This window comes from Aliivibrio sp. 1S128, from assembly GCF_001691065.1.
In the GTDB taxonomy this organism is placed as follows: Bacteria; Pseudomonadota; Gammaproteobacteria; order Enterobacterales; family Vibrionaceae; genus Aliivibrio.
On record NZ_MAJV01000102.1, the window covers coordinates 215,221 to 231,382 of the forward strand.

Annotated in this window: 14 protein-coding genes and 1 pseudogene; 7 read left to right on the top strand and 8 right to left on the bottom strand. The window is 38.8% G+C overall.

All coding sequences use genetic code 11. The features are described from left to right. Positions 1-60: 60 nt before the first annotated feature. Both A6E03_RS12825 and A6E03_RS12830 read right to left on the bottom strand, forming a co-directional pair. Positions 61-870: a GNAT family N-acetyltransferase gene (locus A6E03_RS12825; protein ID WP_065600999.1), complete on the bottom strand. Its 810-nt coding sequence runs from the start codon at positions 868-870 to the stop codon at positions 61-63. A gap of 226 nt (positions 871-1,096) precedes the next feature. Continuing rightward, positions 1,097-2,353 (bottom strand): adenylosuccinate synthetase, encoded by a 1,257-nt coding sequence (locus A6E03_RS12830; RefSeq protein ID WP_065591674.1) that lies wholly within the window; start codon positions 2,351-2,353, stop codon positions 1,097-1,099. Positions 2,354-2,488: 135 nt separating this feature from the next. Between A6E03_RS12830 and A6E03_RS12835 the strand changes: the two genes are divergently transcribed. The 3 genes from A6E03_RS12835 (at position 2,489) to A6E03_RS12845 (ending at position 7,026) form a co-directional block, all read left to right on the top strand. After that, positions 2,489-3,379 (top strand): LysR family transcriptional regulator, encoded by an 891-nt coding sequence (locus tag A6E03_RS12835; RefSeq protein ID WP_065591675.1) that lies wholly within the window; start codon positions 2,489-2,491, stop codon positions 3,377-3,379. A gap of 275 nt (positions 3,380-3,654) precedes the next feature. Next, positions 3,655-5,049: a glutamate decarboxylase gene (locus A6E03_RS12840; RefSeq protein ID WP_017020592.1), complete on the top strand. Its 1,395-nt coding sequence runs from the start codon at positions 3,655-3,657 to the stop codon at positions 5,047-5,049. A gap of 99 nt (positions 5,050-5,148) precedes the next feature. Beyond that, positions 5,149-7,026: an aspartate:alanine exchanger family transporter gene (locus tag A6E03_RS12845; RefSeq protein WP_065601000.1), complete on the top strand. Its 1,878-nt coding sequence runs from the start codon at positions 5,149-5,151 to the stop codon at positions 7,024-7,026. A gap of 49 nt (positions 7,027-7,075) precedes the next feature. On the opposite strand, the gene A6E03_RS12850 is transcribed toward A6E03_RS12845, so the two are convergent. Then, positions 7,076-7,279 carry a hypothetical protein gene (locus A6E03_RS12850; protein WP_060990697.1) on the bottom strand — a complete coding sequence of 68 codons (204 nt, stop codon included), beginning with the start codon at positions 7,277-7,279 and terminating at the stop codon, positions 7,076-7,078. Positions 7,280-7,463: 184 nt separating this feature from the next. On the opposite strand from A6E03_RS12850, the gene A6E03_RS12855 reads away from it, so the two are divergent. After that, on the top strand, positions 7,464-9,383 hold the full coding sequence (locus tag A6E03_RS12855) for an alpha/beta fold hydrolase (RefSeq protein ID WP_255310637.1): 1,920 nt from the start codon (positions 7,464-7,466) through the stop codon (positions 9,381-9,383). 36 nt (positions 9,384-9,419) lie between these two features. On the opposite strand, the pseudogene A6E03_RS20495 reads toward A6E03_RS12855, so the two are convergent. Further along, positions 9,420-9,557, bottom strand: a pseudogene (locus tag A6E03_RS20495) (LysR family transcriptional regulator); the annotation flags it as partial. A 40-nt stretch (positions 9,558-9,597) separates the two neighbouring features. On the opposite strand from A6E03_RS20495, the gene A6E03_RS12860 reads away from it, so the two are divergent. Further along, positions 9,598-9,903: a monooxygenase gene (locus A6E03_RS12860; RefSeq protein WP_065591680.1), complete on the top strand. Its 306-nt coding sequence runs from the start codon at positions 9,598-9,600 to the stop codon at positions 9,901-9,903. Between the two features lie 133 nt (positions 9,904-10,036). Here the strand turns inward: A6E03_RS12860 and A6E03_RS12865 are convergent, their stop codons facing one another. The 3 genes from A6E03_RS12865 to A6E03_RS12875 all read right to left on the bottom strand — a co-directional run bounded on the left by A6E03_RS12865 (position 10,037) and on the right by A6E03_RS12875 (position 12,554). After that, positions 10,037-10,990, bottom strand: a complete 954-nt coding sequence (locus A6E03_RS12865) for a DUF2860 domain-containing protein (RefSeq protein ID WP_065591681.1) — start codon at positions 10,988-10,990, stop codon at positions 10,037-10,039. Between the two features lie 138 nt (positions 10,991-11,128). Further along, entirely contained in the window at positions 11,129-11,938 is an 810-nt protein-coding gene (locus A6E03_RS12870; RefSeq protein WP_255310638.1) for an AraC family transcriptional regulator, read from the bottom strand. Between the two features lie 13 nt (positions 11,939-11,951). Next, positions 11,952-12,554: a LysE family translocator gene (locus A6E03_RS12875; protein ID WP_065591682.1), complete on the bottom strand. Its 603-nt coding sequence runs from the start codon at positions 12,552-12,554 to the stop codon at positions 11,952-11,954. A gap of 150 nt (positions 12,555-12,704) precedes the next feature. Here A6E03_RS12875 and blaALI point away from each other — a divergent pair, with 150 nt between their 5' ends. Continuing rightward, entirely contained in the window at positions 12,705-13,445 is a 741-nt protein-coding gene (gene blaALI, locus A6E03_RS12880; RefSeq protein WP_172794759.1) for an ALI family subclass B1 metallo-beta-lactamase, read from the top strand. A gap of 65 nt (positions 13,446-13,510) precedes the next feature. Here blaALI and A6E03_RS12885 read toward each other — a convergent pair whose 3' ends face one another. Beyond that, on the bottom strand, positions 13,511-14,137 hold the full coding sequence (locus A6E03_RS12885; protein ID WP_255310639.1) for a DUF1993 domain-containing protein: 627 nt from the start codon (positions 14,135-14,137) through the stop codon (positions 13,511-13,513). A 498-nt stretch (positions 14,138-14,635) separates the two neighbouring features. Between A6E03_RS12885 and brnQ the strand changes: the two genes are divergently transcribed. Next, positions 14,636-15,940 (top strand): branched-chain amino acid transport system II carrier protein, encoded by a 1,305-nt coding sequence (gene brnQ, locus A6E03_RS12890; protein ID WP_065601059.1) that lies wholly within the window; start codon positions 14,636-14,638, stop codon positions 15,938-15,940. Positions 15,941-16,162: the final 222 nt, after the last annotated feature.

A 16,162-nucleotide genomic window follows, 5' to 3' on the forward strand; every position in this document is an offset into this window, starting at 1 on the left:
AGCGAATGACTCAAAGAATAAGTCACTAGCTTTAGTATTTAAGTTGATATGTTGATGAGTTTAAAAATCAAACTGAACAATGCGATGTGAAGAAGTAAGGCCAGCACGAGTAATGGCTTTCTGTGAGGCAATATTCGTTTTCTCAGTTGAACACATGGCGATTAACCCTTTGCCGTTTGCTAAAGCAATCAAGTAAGTGAGTACTTGAGTCGCAATGCCTTGGCCACGTTCAGATTCAGCAACAACCATTCCCAAATCAGCATACTCTGTTTGATGTTCGTCAAACAAACGACATTCACCAGCAGCCAGTAACTCATTATTCTTCCAGTAACCAAACAACTCTTGGCGACTAATTAGGTTTGCATAATACCCAGTAACCCATTCCTCAGGCGCACCTATGTTTGCTTTTGCAAATTCAACAAATTCGGCTAGCTGTTCAGCGGTTGCTGCTGCCATTGGTAAGTCAGTCTTTTTCTTTACTGCTTTTTCGATTTGTTGATACATCAGCGTATTTACCTGATTTTTCGCTGCATGATCAAGACATAATGATAAATAATGCGTTTCTGCAGTACTAGAGAAAGCGCCAATTGCAGCACCCATAAGCTCGTTTTCTTTATTGAGAATAGAAGTAAAAATATCATCAGAAAGAGCCTGATTTGGTTGGTTTACGTAAAACTGAAGCAGGTAACCATCGCTATTTATACAACAAAACCCAATCAACTCTGCATCTTTATAAAAACCAAAATGATCTGCCATTGGTACAAATCCGCATAACCACATACCATCTAGTGGCGCTGTAGCTTGCTTAATGTGCTCTTTTTTTAGTGTGCTTAATTCTTCTAGTTGTTCAATTTTTACGATAGTGATCATTGCTTCTACCTGTATAGATAAAGACTAAATGACGCATCAGGCCATCATTTATCTGTTTATTATTTTGAATTATTTCTTGGTAGGGATTGTAGGCAAAAGTAAAAAAGGAAGATTGAATAAAAGCGACAGTTTGATCAAAAAGCCGCACTCCCTAAAATTATCACAAAATAGGGGAGTGCGGCTTTGAATTCTTTATTTGGAAATGTACGTGGTTTAGATGACTCGATTAACGAAGGATCATTTGCTCACGTTCAGGACCAACAGAAACCATGCTAACAGGTACACCCATTAGTTCTTCAATACGCAGTACATACGCTTGAGCTGCTTTTGGTAGACTTTCAAAAGTACGACAACCTGTGATGTCTTCTTGCCATGCTTCCATACTTTCGTAAACAGGGCTTAGAGCCGATGTTTGAGGCCAGATTGGATTTTCAGTGTGCTCACCAGCATAAGACGTACAAATTTTAAGATCCGCCATACCACTTAAACAGTCAATTTTTGTTAATGCGATTTCTGTTGCTGCTTGTAGTTCAACACCGTTGCGTGTTGCTACTGCATCAAAGTAACCCATATCACGTGGACGACCTGTTACTGCGCCATATTCATTAGCTGCTTCACGGAAGTTATCTTGCTCTTCCATTGCGGTTACTAATGTACCAGTACCTACAGATGAACTGAATGATTTAGCCACTGCAATAATACGCTCAGGACGTAACGCAGGTAAACCACTACCGATACCAGCATAAGCTGCTGTTACGTTTGAAGAGGTAGTCCATGGGTATTCACCGTAAACTAAGTCACGACCCGCGCCTAACTGTGCTTCAAACAATAAGTTGGCATCGTTTTTTTGCATTACTTTTAGAGGCTCAGTCACGTTACAGATGAATTTACGCCAAGGTGCAGTGACTTCTAAAAGCCATTCTGTCATTTCTTCAGCTGTTTGGCTGAAATCACATGTTGGGTATAGTGCTTTAAGTTGTGGCATTTTCCAATCAAGCATGAATTGAATACGCTCAAGCAATACTTCAGGCTGCATTAACCAACCCACAAGGATGCCTTTTTTCATTACACGGTCACCGTACGCAGGTGCAATACCTTGACGAGTTGAACCGTAAGCGCCATCGCCTAAACGTAATTCTTCAAGTGTATCTTCAAGCGCATGAAGAGGAAGGCAAAGCGTAGCACGGTCAGAAATGTGCATTTTTACTTCAATGCCAGCGGCTTTAACTTCTGCGATTTCTTCGCTTAATGCCGCAGGGCTAATTACCATGCCAGGGCCAAGAACCGCTGTACAGTCTGGGTTAAAAATACCGCTTGGAAGTTGGTGTAGCTTAAAGGTACCGAAGTCATTTACCACAGTATGACCGGCGTTATTACCGCCCTGAAAACGAATACTTGCAGACGCATCCGCAGCAAGAAAATCAACGATGCGGCCTTTACCTTCATCGCCCCAATTAGCACCTACAACAACAATAGACGGCATAACACAAACTCCTTAATGATTAAGACGCTATGCTAATCCCAATATGGCAATATGAGAAATTAATTATAATTATCGACTTGATAAGAAATCCATATATCATATTGAGTGAAATGTATTCAAAAAGAGAGTATAGGCATGCTTGATCTACATTGGCTTAAAACATTTGTAACGTTAGCCGAATTAAAACATTTTGGTAAAACCGCAACGGTATTACACATGACGCAGCCTAACGTTAGCTTACACATCAAGCAGTTAGAGAGTGCGACAAGAGTAAAGCTCATTGAGAGGAATCCCTTTCATTTAACTGAAGCTGGGGTTCGGCTACTTGAAACCAGTCAAAATACATTAATGGCACTGCAAGTTTGCCAAGCTGATCTTAATGCGATTAATGATTTAAGCCGCGGAACATTAACCATTGCCGCCAGCGATATTATTTCCCGCTTATTATTGATCGGACCATTTCAATTATTTAAGCAAGAGTTCCCGGGTATCGATTTTTCCCTGCTTAATACCACTTCTTCACAAGCGTCAGAATTAGTGAAAAGTGCCGAAGCCGATCTTGGATTTGTTATTGCACAAAAAGAAAGTCAACCGCTTCATTTTACTGAACTTCAACAAATCAAATGGTGTGCATTGGGTAATCATCTTGAAAAGTGGCAACAAGCTAATTTTGATCCTACTATTGTTTTAGACAGTGAACCTACGCTGATATTACTAGGACATGATACTCGAACTCGTGACTTACTGGATTTAGCATTGCCATCCTTGAACTTACCGAAGTACCGAGTCATGGAAGTGGGTAGTGTCGATGCTCAGATTGATTGGGCAGAGGCTGGATTCGGTGTTGCCATCGTTCCTGAATTTTCTATTCACCCAAAGCGAAATCTTAAAACGACAGTAACGCCATTACCGAAATTTCCAACAACCAGCTTAGGTTATATTGTTAGACAGAATCAGATTTTATCTAAAGCAATTAAACAGTTACTTAAATGGGTGGATGAAGAAATTATTCGCTCTCAAAAATAGACGAGTTTTATATTCTAACTTTTATTACAAGAGTCTTTCTCTATCAGGGTTTGACGTGATATTCGTGCTACTAAATAGTAATTTAGTGGCATCTATGCTTTAAAAAATGAACTGGAAGTGCATTGACATAATCCATTAAAGGGACTAAAAGTGTAACTAAATATTAATGAGTAAGTAATTGACTGTGTTATTAATTACTTACTCATTAAGGCCGAATCCAATCAATTCGACAGTTTATATTTTATTGTTTGTTTAATTCAATGGAGCTAAAACGTATGCCTCTTCATTCTAAAGATACAGTCAGAGACGATCTTCTTGATGATGTTTATTCATCAACTGACCTTTCCCTATCTATGCCAAAATACAAAATGCCTGAGCACGAACATGATCCTCGTCATGCTTATCAAGTTGTTCATGATGAGCTAATGATGGATGGGAATTCTCGACAGAATTTAGCGACCTTTTGCCAAACTTGGGTTGAAGATGAAGTCCACAAACTAATGGACGAATGCATCGATAAAAACATGATCGATAAGGATGAATATCCTCAAACCGCAGAGCTTGAAGCGCGTTGTGTGCATATGTTAGCCGATTTATGGAACTCTCCAGATGCAGAAAATACGTTAGGCTGTTCTACTACGGGGTCAAGTGAAGCCGCAATGCTTGGCGGAATGGCGCTAAAATGGGCTTGGCGTGAAAAAATGAAAAAACTTGGCAAACCAACAGACAAACCAAATATGATCTGTGGTCCTGTTCAAGTGTGCTGGCATAAATTTGCTCGTTATTGGGATATTGAATTACGTGAGATCCCAATGGAAGGCGATCGTCTAATTATGACGCCTGAAGAAGTGATTAAACGTTGTGATGAAAATACCATCGGTGTAGTTCCAACGCTGGGTGTGACATTTACTTGTCAGTATGAACCCGTAAAAGCCGTGCATGAAGCGTTAGATAAACTACAAGAAGATACTGGTTTAGATATTCCAATGCACATTGATGCGGCGAGTGGCGGTTTCTTAGCCCCATTCTGTGATCCTGAGTTAGAGTGGGATTTCCGTTTACCTCGTGTGAAATCAATCAATGCATCAGGCCATAAATTTGGTTTGAGTCCATTAGGTGTGGGTTGGGTTATTTGGCGTGATGCGTCTGCATTGCACGAAGATCTTATTTTCAACGTGAATTACTTAGGTGGCAACATGCCTACTTTCGCGTTGAACTTCTCGCGCCCTGGCGGCCAAATTGTAGCGCAATACTATAATTTTTTACGTTTAGGTAAAGAAGGGTACCGTAAGATCCACCAAGCGTGTTACGACACGGCGGTGTATCTTTCTGCTGAAATAGAAAAAATGGGCATGTTTGACATTATTTATGATGGCAAAGGTGGTATCCCTGCAATGAGTTGGTCGCTAAAAGAAGGCGTGAACCCTGGGTTTAACTTGTTTGATCTGTCGGATCGAATTCGTTCTCGTGGTTGGCAAATTGCGGCGTATGCAATGCCACCAAAACGTGAAGACTTAGTGATCATGCGTATTTTGGTTCGTCATGGCTTTAGCCGAGATCAAGCCGATCTACTGGTTGCCGATTTAAAACATTGCATCGAGTTTTTCGATAAGCACCCAATCTCTCATGGCAGTGATGAAGTTGAATCTTCAGGCTTTAATCACGGTTAATGTTTCTTGGGCCGTTTTTACGGCCCATTTTCGTTCTAATGGGCTTCTATAAATATTAATAGAAGCCTGCTTCATCTTTATTCTATATGGGAAATAATTATGAATATGGATCAATTGAACCATGCCTTTCATTGGATGAAGTCTCAACGCCGGACTTTATTACTTACTCTGTCACTTTTTTTATTCTCTAGTCGCCTTATGGCTGCCGAGTCCGTTGAAGCGTTAGCACAACATGAAGCCTCTGGATTATTTGGGTTTTTGTTTACGTATATCGCTCATAATCCTTTTGTGTTTCTTTTCTTAAGCATTGCCATTGGTTATCCGTTAGGAAAAGTAACAATTAAAGGCATCAACTTAGGTTCAACGGCGGGTACTCTGGTTGTTGGTGTTGGTATCGCGTTAACCGCTTTCTCTGTTTATGGTTTACATATTGATGCGCCGGGTTTGGTGTCTGATATCTTCTTAATGATGTTCATGTACGCTATTGGTATGAAAGTAGGACCACAGTTTTTCTCTGGATTGGCACGAGGAGGAATAGATTTTGTTGTTATTGGTCTTATCGTTGTGTTCAGTAATTTCATTATTGTTTTCTTTGGCGCTAAATTATTGGATTTAGCACCGGGTTATGCCGCCGGGATTATTTCTGGGAGTTACACTGTAACAGCTGTGATGGGTGTCGCCCAATCTGCCATTAATTCAGGGGCAGTGAAAGCACCTTCAGGAATGACGCTTGATCAAATCAGTGCCAACATTGCAGCTGGTTATGCCATTAGTTATATTCTGTCTAGCGTCTTCATTATTCTGCTTATTAAATACTTACCTGCGATGTTTGGTATTGATCCGGTAAAAGCAGGTAAAGATGCTGAAGCTGATTTTGGTGCAGGTGGTGATACAGAAGCGTTACCGAGTACTAATGGGTTTTCAAACTTAGGTATTCTTCCTTTAGATATTCGAGCGTACAGAGTTGATCACCAAGAATTAGTTGGTCAAGGTGTTGAAGCGTTATTCCATCGTTATCCTCATGCTGCGATTCTTAAAGTCGTTCGTGGTAATGAGGTGTTTGACGCATCAGAAAATCCACAACTTCAACTTGGGGATGTTATTGGGATCCGAGGTGATTATCACGTTTTAATCGAAGGAGGAGAATCTACCGTTGGTGTCGAAGTTGATGAGCCAAGAGCGCGTAATGTTGATATCGAAGTTGCCGATATTCATTTAGGTAAATCAGCCTACACTGGTAAAACCATCGAAGAAATGAGTAAAGAAGTTGGTTTTGGTATCTACATGAAAGCGGTATTTAGACAAGGACATCAACTTCCTATGCTACCTCAAACCGTGGTTGAAGTAGGGGATGTTATCCGTGTTGCGGGTTCTGATTGGTGTGTTAAACAAGCAGCGAAAAAACTGAACAGCAATCCGATTGTTGAGAGCACGCTGACAGAAACATTTTACCTAGCGCTTTCATTATTGATTGGTTATGTGTGTGGCCACTTGAGTGTGACTTTAGGTGGGATCCCATTTGCATTAGGAACATCAGCAGGTTGTATGTTGACGGGGATTGTATTTTCATTCTTACGTACTCGTAATCCAGCGTTTGGTGGGCCAATGAGTGAAGGAGCTCGTAGCTTCTTACAAGATATTGGTTTGAGCTTGTTTGTTGCGGTATTAGCAGCGACGGTAGGGCCAAAAATCTTGGCGTCATTCCAAGGTATCGTGGTAATTAAAATTGCAGGTTTAGGTTTAGTCGCGGCCTTACTTCCACCATTATTGGCTTGGATTTATGGTTTATATTTCCGCAAGATGAATCCTGCAATCCTAGCGGGTGCATGTGCCGGTGGACGTAATAGTACCCCAGCAATGAAAGGTGCTCAGGATGAGTGCCAAAGCGATATGCCTGCGGTAGGTTATCCAGTTCCTTATGCACTAACATCGATGATAGTGCTAGTTCTAGGTTATCTAACGATGGTGCTGTACTAAGCTCTCGTCTATAACAAAAAAGCCATTATGATCAAGATCAGAATGGCTTTTATATTGTTCTTTTTTTCTTTTTCTTGGGTCTTTTTTTATCGAGTATTTTAGTCAGTAATTCCCTTTGCGGATCGGAAAGTGGGAATCTGTCCATTAACTGGTTTTGAACACTTAAAAGTAACGTCTTTTCCCATGGTTTAAATACATCAAACTCAAGTAATATCGCATCATTTATTCTGATGAAAAATTCATAGTCGTTCATAGGACTCCTTATTATCAAAAGAACCATAACATAGATGGTTCTTAAATATCGAGTTATGAAGGAGGTTTCTTTATCCACGAGAGGAATAACCTCATTATTTATAGAAAGCCCATTTATTTCCCCGAGTTTTATAGCGATATGCCATAATAGAAGGACATAATTACTCTATCGGAAATGGTCAAATATGATGGGTGAACATTATTCGATTAGTAAAAATAACGTTGATGTTTTTCGTTTTTCTAAAAGAGACGTCGATAAAATTGCGTTAGTTACGGAAGGCGGTGGTCAAAGAGGCGTGTTTACCGCGGGAGTATTAGATAGCTTCTTACAAGCGAATTTTAACCCGTTTGATTTATTGATTGGAACCTCCGCTGGATCACTGAATTTAGCGTCTTATATCTGTGGTCATAAAGGACACGCTTATCGAATTATCGATCAAGTCACTCGCAGTCCAGATTTTTTCAAGTTATCCCGTTTTTTATTGACTGGCGAAGGGATGGATTTAGATTGGTTAATTGATAAAACAGAATCTGATATTCCACTCAATTGGAAGGTTGGGGAGGAACACCTCAATACCAAACAAGTGCTTGCCGTTGCAGCCCACGCAACCAATTTTGAAACCAAGTACTTCGACCTTTCTACCACTAATTGGAAAGACATTCTACGAGCTTCTTGTGCTATTCCTGCGCTACATAAACAGCCCGTCATTATGGATGATAATCGTTGGCTTGATGGTGGCTTAACTACCCCGATCCCAGTGCAAGCCGCGTATGATAGAGGTTTTCGTCATATTGTTGTTATTCGTACCGTACCTGTTGATTTTAAAGAAAACCATGATTGGCTGATTTCTCTCGCCAAGATGACAAAAAATAATACCTTAGATAATATGGCTGCCATGCTTGTTACTCACGAAGAAAGCTATCGTAAGACTCAAGCATTTTTAGCGAACCCACCAGATGATGTCATCATTTATGAAATTTCACCGAATCGAAGCCTTCAATCTAAGGTACTTGGTAGTACGAAAACACAATTAGATGCGGATTATCAGCACGGTAAAGAGGTGGGTAAATTATTTCTTGAGACGATTGCTCCAAAGTTGAATTTAGCGCATTTATCACAAGAACGTTTTTTAGTAAAAACACGTGAAGATCGTTTTACGGATCAAGTAAAGCAACAAGAATATAATGATCAAATTGACGCCATTTGGAATAATAAAAAATGTGGCGAAGTTTTAGGTGTCGAGCGTATTCCATTAAAATGGATCAATGTGAATCCTAACGATAAAAAGCAAACATTAGTGATTGTGAATGGTCGTAATGAAAGTTATTGGAAATATAAAGAAGCGATTCTTGAGCTAAGTCAGTATTTTAATATCTATACGTATGATCATCGTGGTCAAGGCGAATCGGGTCGAATGACACAAGATCATGAATTAGGTCATGTGGATGATTTTCATGATTATGTGATGGATCTTTATATTTTTATGGAGAGGATCGTGCGGCCAAATTTAGAGGGCGAATGCTTTATGCTTTCTCATTCGATGGGAGCTGCGGTAATGACTCAATATTTATCAATGTTCGATCATCCAGTGAAGGCATCGGCTGCGACTTCTCCTATGTTTGGTGTATACATTTCTGGTAGGGCGCATGGCTTTAAAAAACAAACGTTAAATTTACTTGATGCGTTAGCAAATAAGCCAAATTATGCCTTAGGCCAAAGTCATTTTAAAAAGCTTCAATACAAAGATAATGTATTAACCCACAGTAAAGCGAGATATCAACTATTTCTTGATTTGTTTCTAGATAAACCACACTTAAGGCTAGGCGGGCCAAGTACTCATTGGATTGTAGAATCTATTAAAGCGGGTAAAAAATGCATCGCGAATGCGCATAAAGTAAAAATCCCTATTCTGATCTTGCAGGCAGGGGACGATTTAGTGGTGAGCAATGTTGCACAAGCTGAATTCCATGAGAAATGTCATACAAGCCATTTAGAACCCATTGCAGGTGCTTATCATGACATGTTAATTGAGAAAGACACGTACCGAGATATTGCGATCAATAAACTACTGGATTTTTATACCAGTGATTATCGTTACTATTGATAATAAAACGTCTTTTAACATCGATGTTAGAAGGCATTATTCTCTTGTTTGAACGGATTTCATGAGTAATTGATAAAGGCATTTTGCCGCAGGGCCTGTTTTTGCTCCTTTTGGCAGAGTGAGGTGTAAGGGAACTTGATAACTGGCCGCTCCTTCTATATTCAAAATTATCAACGGTTATGCGTTGGTTTGATTTTGGCCAACCCACATAAAGATGAGTAAATTACTGCAAGTAGATTTTGATTTTACCGGTCCATTTGGTAATGAAATGACACAAATGATGACAGGCTTAGCGGAATCAATTAACCAAGAACCGGGTGTTATTTGGAAGATTTGGACGACAAGTGAGCAATCTCAACTTGGTGGTGGCATTTATTTATTTGAAGACGAAGCCTCTGCTCAAGCCTATTTAGCAATGCATACGGCACGTTTAACTAACATGGGTATCACTAATATTCGAGGCTATATCTTTGATATTAATGAATCGCTATCAATGATTAATAATGGCCCAATCGCATAATTTAATTGGATATATAGAGTAATGACTAACAAAACTTTCTTAACTGTGCATGGCGCAATTTAGAAAAATATAGTCATTCATAAAAAAAGCCCTGCTGAATAATCTCAGCAGGGCTTTTATGTTATTCCTGACATTAGAATTTGTAGTTTAAACCTACAGTAACAATGTATTCTGATTCATCATAAAAGGTAATGTTTGAATCGGTGGAGTTATAACCCGCAAAAGAGATGAATGACCAATCTTGCCAATCCATAAACTTAGTATATTCATAAGCGGCAAATAAGCTTAACTTATTGTCTTTACGAATTTTATTATAAATAGGATTGTCTGCGCCGAAGTTTTGTTGGTTGTAGCCAGCGGTTAATACTAACTGGTGTCTTTGCATTAATTTGAAAAAACTCAGTTCAGCACCGTATTGATCGTAAGAGCTTGCTTTTCCGTCCGCAGAGGAAGATTGGTAAATAACAGAAGGTAGGACGAAAGAAGTGCGACTTAATGGTAAACGATATTGACCTTTTAAGTAGATCGTATCAGCGTCCCTTTTCAGTATATCGTCGACATCATCGTTCTCGATGTCTTTGGTGGCATAAGCGGTATCAATCGTAAAATTTGATCCCGCAATATTCTCGACTTTAAAACGAAATGCATTACCTGATGCGTCTGTTTCTTTACGAGCTGAACCGACCAAATATGGGTCAGCCCATGTCTTGCTCGACATAATGGTTGGCAGAATAGAAACATCAATCGCCATTCTTGATTCAAATTGATATTTATAACCGACTTCGAGAACAACAGTACCTGTGGCTACATCTTGACGAGTTGTACCTACGTATACTTGCTGATTTAACTCTTGACCAAACGTATAGGCAATATTACCAAGAGGAAAGGCCATAAAACCGTCGTCGCTAGAGCCTTTTTGATCCACAGAGCTAATGGTGTCATCAGCTTCAGTATTAAAGTTGGAGGTTGAAGAGGCAAACCCTGTTGTTAGTGCAATTTCACCACTAATGCCTTTTTCGTCCGCTAATTTTGCTAGCGTAGGCATACTTATTACGCAAGAAGTAAGAAATAAATAGCGTAAATTCATTCGTTGTCGTCCTTTGGTTACTACAGTGTTAATAACTACATTGAAACAGTTATAGTAGAAGTTATCAATGATGACGAACTATAAGTTGAAATTATATTTCCTTATATAAAACAACTCCCCCAACGAATCACTTTTTATTTATCTATTTTTCTTATATTGCCTCGGTGTAGCTGCAACGATACTTTTAAAATGTCGATGAAAATGGCTTTGGTCGGTAAATCCAAGATCTGTAGCGATAGAAACAATATCGTTTCCTTTTTTTAATAAGATTTTTGCTTTGTTTATCTTCATCATCATTTGATATGCATGAGGGGTTATTCCATATTGCTTTTTAAATGAATGGATAAGATAAAAATGGCTCAGGCCTGACTCTCTGGCTATTTCGGAGATTGAAATATTGTTATCGACATTATCTGAAATGTATTGGTAGGCGAGGTGAGTCGCTTGTTTTGGGATAATATTGATGAACGGTGCTTTAAGATCATTGAGAATAAGGTTTGAGAAAAAAGTGATCGCCGATTCTTCGACTAATAGGGGAGATTCATTTTCAATCAGAACTTGGCTCAATGATTGAAAGTCTTGGTACAAAGTAGAGCATCGGCTGTGTTTTTGTTTAAATAGTTGAAATTCACTTTTTTCCGTGCCGGAAATACTGTTTTGTAAATCAGTTAACCAATCCGGTTGAACAAACAGCATTTTATAGCTCCAGTTGGTGCCGGTCTTTGGGTTGCAAGAGTGCACCGCTTCAGGATTAATGATTACCGTAGAGCCAACGCTTATTTCCTGTTTTAAATTTTGATTTATGTATTCACTAACACCACTATCTACAACACCAATTGAAAACTCTGGGTGAGAATGCTTTTTATAGCAGGCGTTTGAATTGTCGGAATAACGTAATTCAAATGGTAGAACGGATGATCGTAAAAAATGCGTTTGAGAGTTAGCCAATATAACGTCCATGTTATTTTGATAGAAAGAATACATACACGACTGTCAGTGCAAGCAAAGCCCCCATGATTCGGTTAAATATTTTATAATGAATTGGGTGCTCAAGGTATTTGCCAATGGTGAGACCTAATAAAGCCCACGTCGATATACAGCAGTAACATACGATAAAAAATATCATACTAAATGCCCCGAGGTCTTCGAGTGGAATCACACCATTACTAGAAAATACGGTCACACCAGATAAAGACACAATCCAAGCTTTTGGATTTAACCATTGGCATAACAGGCCTTGGAGCATCGTTGGTGCGTCGTTTTTTTTTGTTTTATTTTGTTCTGTCTTTTTGCTCGTAGCTACTTTATAGGCGAGATAAAGTAAAAAGGCACTACCAAGGTAATTTAAAACAAGTGTTGCTGTGTGAGAGTCATCAAAGGCTTGTATCACCCCTAATCCTAATATAATAAGAATAGACACAAAACCGACGGTTGCACCAAAGATATGGGGAATAGTTCTTTTATATCCATGATTCGCGCCGGTAATGGTGGCTAGAATGTTGACTGGTCCCGGAGACAATGATGTAACTAATGCGAACATTGCCATGGCTAAAAATAGGGTCATGCGTGTGCCTTTTTTTGGGGTTTATGCCAAATAGAATAAGCGAACAGAGTATGTTAGTTATTGTACAAAATTGTTTTTTTACATTTATCTAACACTTCCAAAAGGAATTATGTTGTATCTTTGTGGCACACTAAAAAAGGAATGGAATTCATGTTTAAAATTACGTTAGCGCTATTAAGTGCTGTTATTGGCTTTAATGCTTCTGCCGCAGATGAGTCAGTAAAACCACTTCAATTTGAAGAAATTACGAATAATGTTTTTTTGGTTAAATCATACCGTGAATTTAAAAATTTACAGAATCCAGATAAGCCTATTTTAATGGACGCTAACTCATTGGTCTATGTTGATGGGAAGGATGTGTATTTAATTGATACACCATGGAATGCATCGAACATGCCTCAACTGATGACGTGGATTGAAAACAGAGGCTTAACGCTAAAGAAAACCGTATTTTCTCATTTTCATGAAGATCAAACGGGTGGTTTAGAATATCTACAAGAGCATAATTTTGATACCTATGCGTCTGCATTAACCAACACATTTTTGAAAGGTGATAATAAGAAAGCCACTAATCATCAATTTTCAGATGATAATTTTGTGCTATTAGAAAATAAGATTGAAGTTTTCTATCCCGGAGCGGGTCACACGAAAGATAATGCAGTTGTATGGTTACCTAAAGAGCAAGTATTGCTTGGCGGCTGTTTAATGCGAGCGAATGAAGTTAATACGATTGGATGGACTGGTGATGCTGATAAGAAAGAGTGGGCAAACTCGGCTCAGAAAGTATTAACAAAATACCCTGAAGCTCGATTTGTCGTTCCTGGACATGGTAACGTTGGTAAGGGAACCAGTATTATTAGCCACACTGTCGATATTGCTGAAAGTTTGTAAGTCGCCATAGAACATAAAAGCCCTGTTTAGTGCTCACTAAACAGGGCTTTTTTATGAAGTAATATTTATTCTGAAGGACTAAGAGATAACGCACCAATAAAATCTATTTTACTTAACGGAACCCCTTCTTTTCGTAATAGGTTATATAGCGTTGTTTGATGAAAATAGAGATTAGGTGTTGAGAATGACGTAATAAAATTATCAGCAGTGAAGGTCATTGGTCGTTCTGGATAGTGAAAAATAACGGTTTCACCTGAGCGTGAATTCACTTCATTTTCTGTAATTTCACTCAACTCTTTTTGTGTATTTTGAAGTAATTTAATTAAGCCATGAAAATCAATTTCACCTAAAGGTGATGGAATATAAAAGTTACTGCTTAATACGGCTTTTGTTGCTTGAAGTGTATGCTGACAAATGGCATTTATTTGGAATGAAAGTGGGAGCATGTCATCAACTAATTGAAGATCAACGATGTCATTTGTATTTCGATTTTGTGACTCAAAATGCGCTTTTGCTTTAGTCATTAAATGAATGGCAACATTTAATGAATTAGAAAAAGGGGTAAGAGTGATATCAGAAAGCATTGTCATGAGAGTTCCTTTATTAATGACGAAAGTGAGTTCAATGTAGGTAAATAATAACGAATTTGCAAATGCATTAGTAAATAGAGTCTTAACCATCACTCTGCTCATAATGCTCTTGCTTCCTTAAGTTATGAAAAAGTTTCGCTTATGCGTGATCAATTGGCGATACGCTACTTGCTATGCTTGATGAGGAATAAAAACACATTCTAGATTGGGTGGCAGAAAGAATAGAATTTTCCAACACTTAAAGTGAATCAAACTAAGCAAAATAATAATAGTGATATTTTTAACTATTATGGTGTTTACAATGTAGTTTATTACTTATATATTGAATTGGTTACCACGATAAACGACTAGGATACATTCATGCTTTCTTCTACAGCCCTACAATTTGCTGCTTTGTGCCAAATAGTGCTCGGTGCTGTGTCGCGTGTAACATCATCTATTATTGCTGTCATTCTAGTGATTATTAACTAGGCTGGCGGCACTTCCGTCAGCCAGGCTGATGGGAGACTGCTTTATTCTCTTCTTGTTTTTCTCAGCCAATCTGACGGTCCACAATAAAAGCTACTAGGGTTAATCCCAATAGCAATAAGGACTATGACATTGAAAAAACAAAATTTACTTGCTATCGGTTTAATGACTTTCGCCATGTTTCTTGGCGCAGGCAATATTATCTTTCCGCCTTTTTTAGGTCTTGAAGCGGGGACTCAATTTCTCCCTGCAATGCTTGGTTTTTTACTTACTGCTGTTGGACTCCCTGCGTTAACATTAATTGTTTTAGGGCGATTAAGTGACAGTGGTCAATTAACTCAAGCGTTACCGAAACCATTAGCCATTGCTTTTTGGGTATTGCTTTTTATTGCCATTGGTCCTGCGTTTGGAATGCCACGAGCAGTAACCGTTGCGTATGAAATGGGAATCAAGCCTTTCTTTTCTGGTGATCATTTAATGCTTTTCTCCGCTCTCTTTGTTGGTGCAACATTATTGTTGGCTTTCCAAAGAGGTAAGTTGGTTGATTACATTGGAAAGGTTATGACACCACTGCTTGTTCTAATGCTTGCTGCGTTAGCATTAGCTGCCATTATTACGCCATTAGGTGTCCTTGGTGATCCGAGTGCCAGTTATCAGAATAAAGCCATCACAAGTGGTTTGATTCAAGGTTACATGACGATGGATGCGATTGCGGCTGTTGGATTTGGTTGGGTAATTATTAAAGCCATTCGTGATAAAGGCTGTGAGTCAGCGCAAGATGTTTTTCAAGCCACACTTAAAGTCACGTTAATTTATGCACTACTAATGTCTGCGTGCTACTTAGCAATGGCCTATGTTGGTGCAACATCAACCTCTATTGCTGAAGGCGCAACTAATGGTGGAGAGCTATTAACGCGTTATGTTGCTGCGATATTTGGACCTTTAGGGCAATACTTATTGGCAGGTATTATCATCATGGCGTGTTTAACTACAACCGTAGGATTAACCAATGCATGTGCAGAATACAGTCAACAAACATTTCGTATTCCGTTTGCAATTAGTGCAACTGTTGTGACTGCGATGACAGGCATTGTTGCCAATTTTGGTTTAGAGCAAATTCTAGCCATCAGCTTACCTGCCATACTTATACTGTGCCCAGTGGCGATTGCTTTAGTATTAGCGGCATGGTTTTTACCTACGACAAAACACAACACCATTTCATACGTTAGTGTTGTGATAATTAGCGTTGTATTTGGTGGATTAGATGCATTGCATATCTTGGGCTTATTACCTGAATTTTTATCAACACCTTTAACTCGTTACGTCCCTTTATTTTCGGCTCATGCGAGTTGGTTCTTACCTGTTGTGCTAGCGGTATTTATTAGCTTATTGCTAAACCGACAATCAAGAGTGTTAAAAGCGTCAGCAGAAGTGTAGCAGGTCTACATAAAGTGGATGACTAACCGCGAAAATATGAATGTACTTAACTTGCTAATGACTTATGTTAGTCGTTGGTTTGGTTAATATTTGGTAACGTTATACTCGTTATTGTAAAGGCGTCTGTTGCCTTAATTGTTAATATTAACAATAGTCTTAAATTCTGTGATATTTCATTCTTTTATAAGGGTTTATACTCTTTTAAAAATGGTATTTAAGGAG

Excerpts from the sequence above, each read along its gene's own strand:
- A6E03_RS12855 (WP_255310637.1), top strand. The coding sequence starts at position 7,464 with ATGATGGGTGAACATTATTCGATTAGTAAAAATAACGTTGATGTTTTT.
- A6E03_RS12845 (WP_065601000.1), top strand. The coding sequence starts at position 5,149 with ATGAATATGGATCAATTGAACCATGCCTTTCATTGGATGAAGTCTCAA.
- blaALI (WP_172794759.1), top strand. The coding sequence starts at position 12,705 with ATGTTTAAAATTACGTTAGCGCTATTAAGTGCTGTTATTGGCTTTAAT.
- A6E03_RS12865 (WP_065591681.1), bottom strand. The coding sequence starts at position 10,990 with ATGAATTTACGCTATTTATTTCTTACTTCTTGCGTAATAAGTATGCCT.
- A6E03_RS12825 (WP_065600999.1), bottom strand. The coding sequence starts at position 870 with ATGATCACTATCGTAAAAATTGAACAACTAGAAGAATTAAGCACACTA.
- A6E03_RS12850 (WP_060990697.1), bottom strand. The coding sequence starts at position 7,279 with ATGAACGACTATGAATTTTTCATCAGAATAAATGATGCGATATTACTT.
- A6E03_RS12840 (WP_017020592.1), top strand. The coding sequence starts at position 3,655 with ATGCCTCTTCATTCTAAAGATACAGTCAGAGACGATCTTCTTGATGAT.
- A6E03_RS12885 (WP_255310639.1), bottom strand. The coding sequence starts at position 14,137 with ATGAGCAGAGTGATGGTTAAGACTCTATTTACTAATGCATTTGCAAAT.
- A6E03_RS12830 (WP_065591674.1), bottom strand. The coding sequence starts at position 2,353 with ATGCCGTCTATTGTTGTTGTAGGTGCTAATTGGGGCGATGAAGGTAAA.
- A6E03_RS12875 (WP_065591682.1), bottom strand. The coding sequence starts at position 12,554 with ATGACCCTATTTTTAGCCATGGCAATGTTCGCATTAGTTACATCATTG.
- A6E03_RS12835 (WP_065591675.1), top strand. The coding sequence starts at position 2,489 with ATGCTTGATCTACATTGGCTTAAAACATTTGTAACGTTAGCCGAATTA.
- A6E03_RS12860 (WP_065591680.1), top strand. The coding sequence starts at position 9,598 with ATGAGTAAATTACTGCAAGTAGATTTTGATTTTACCGGTCCATTTGGT.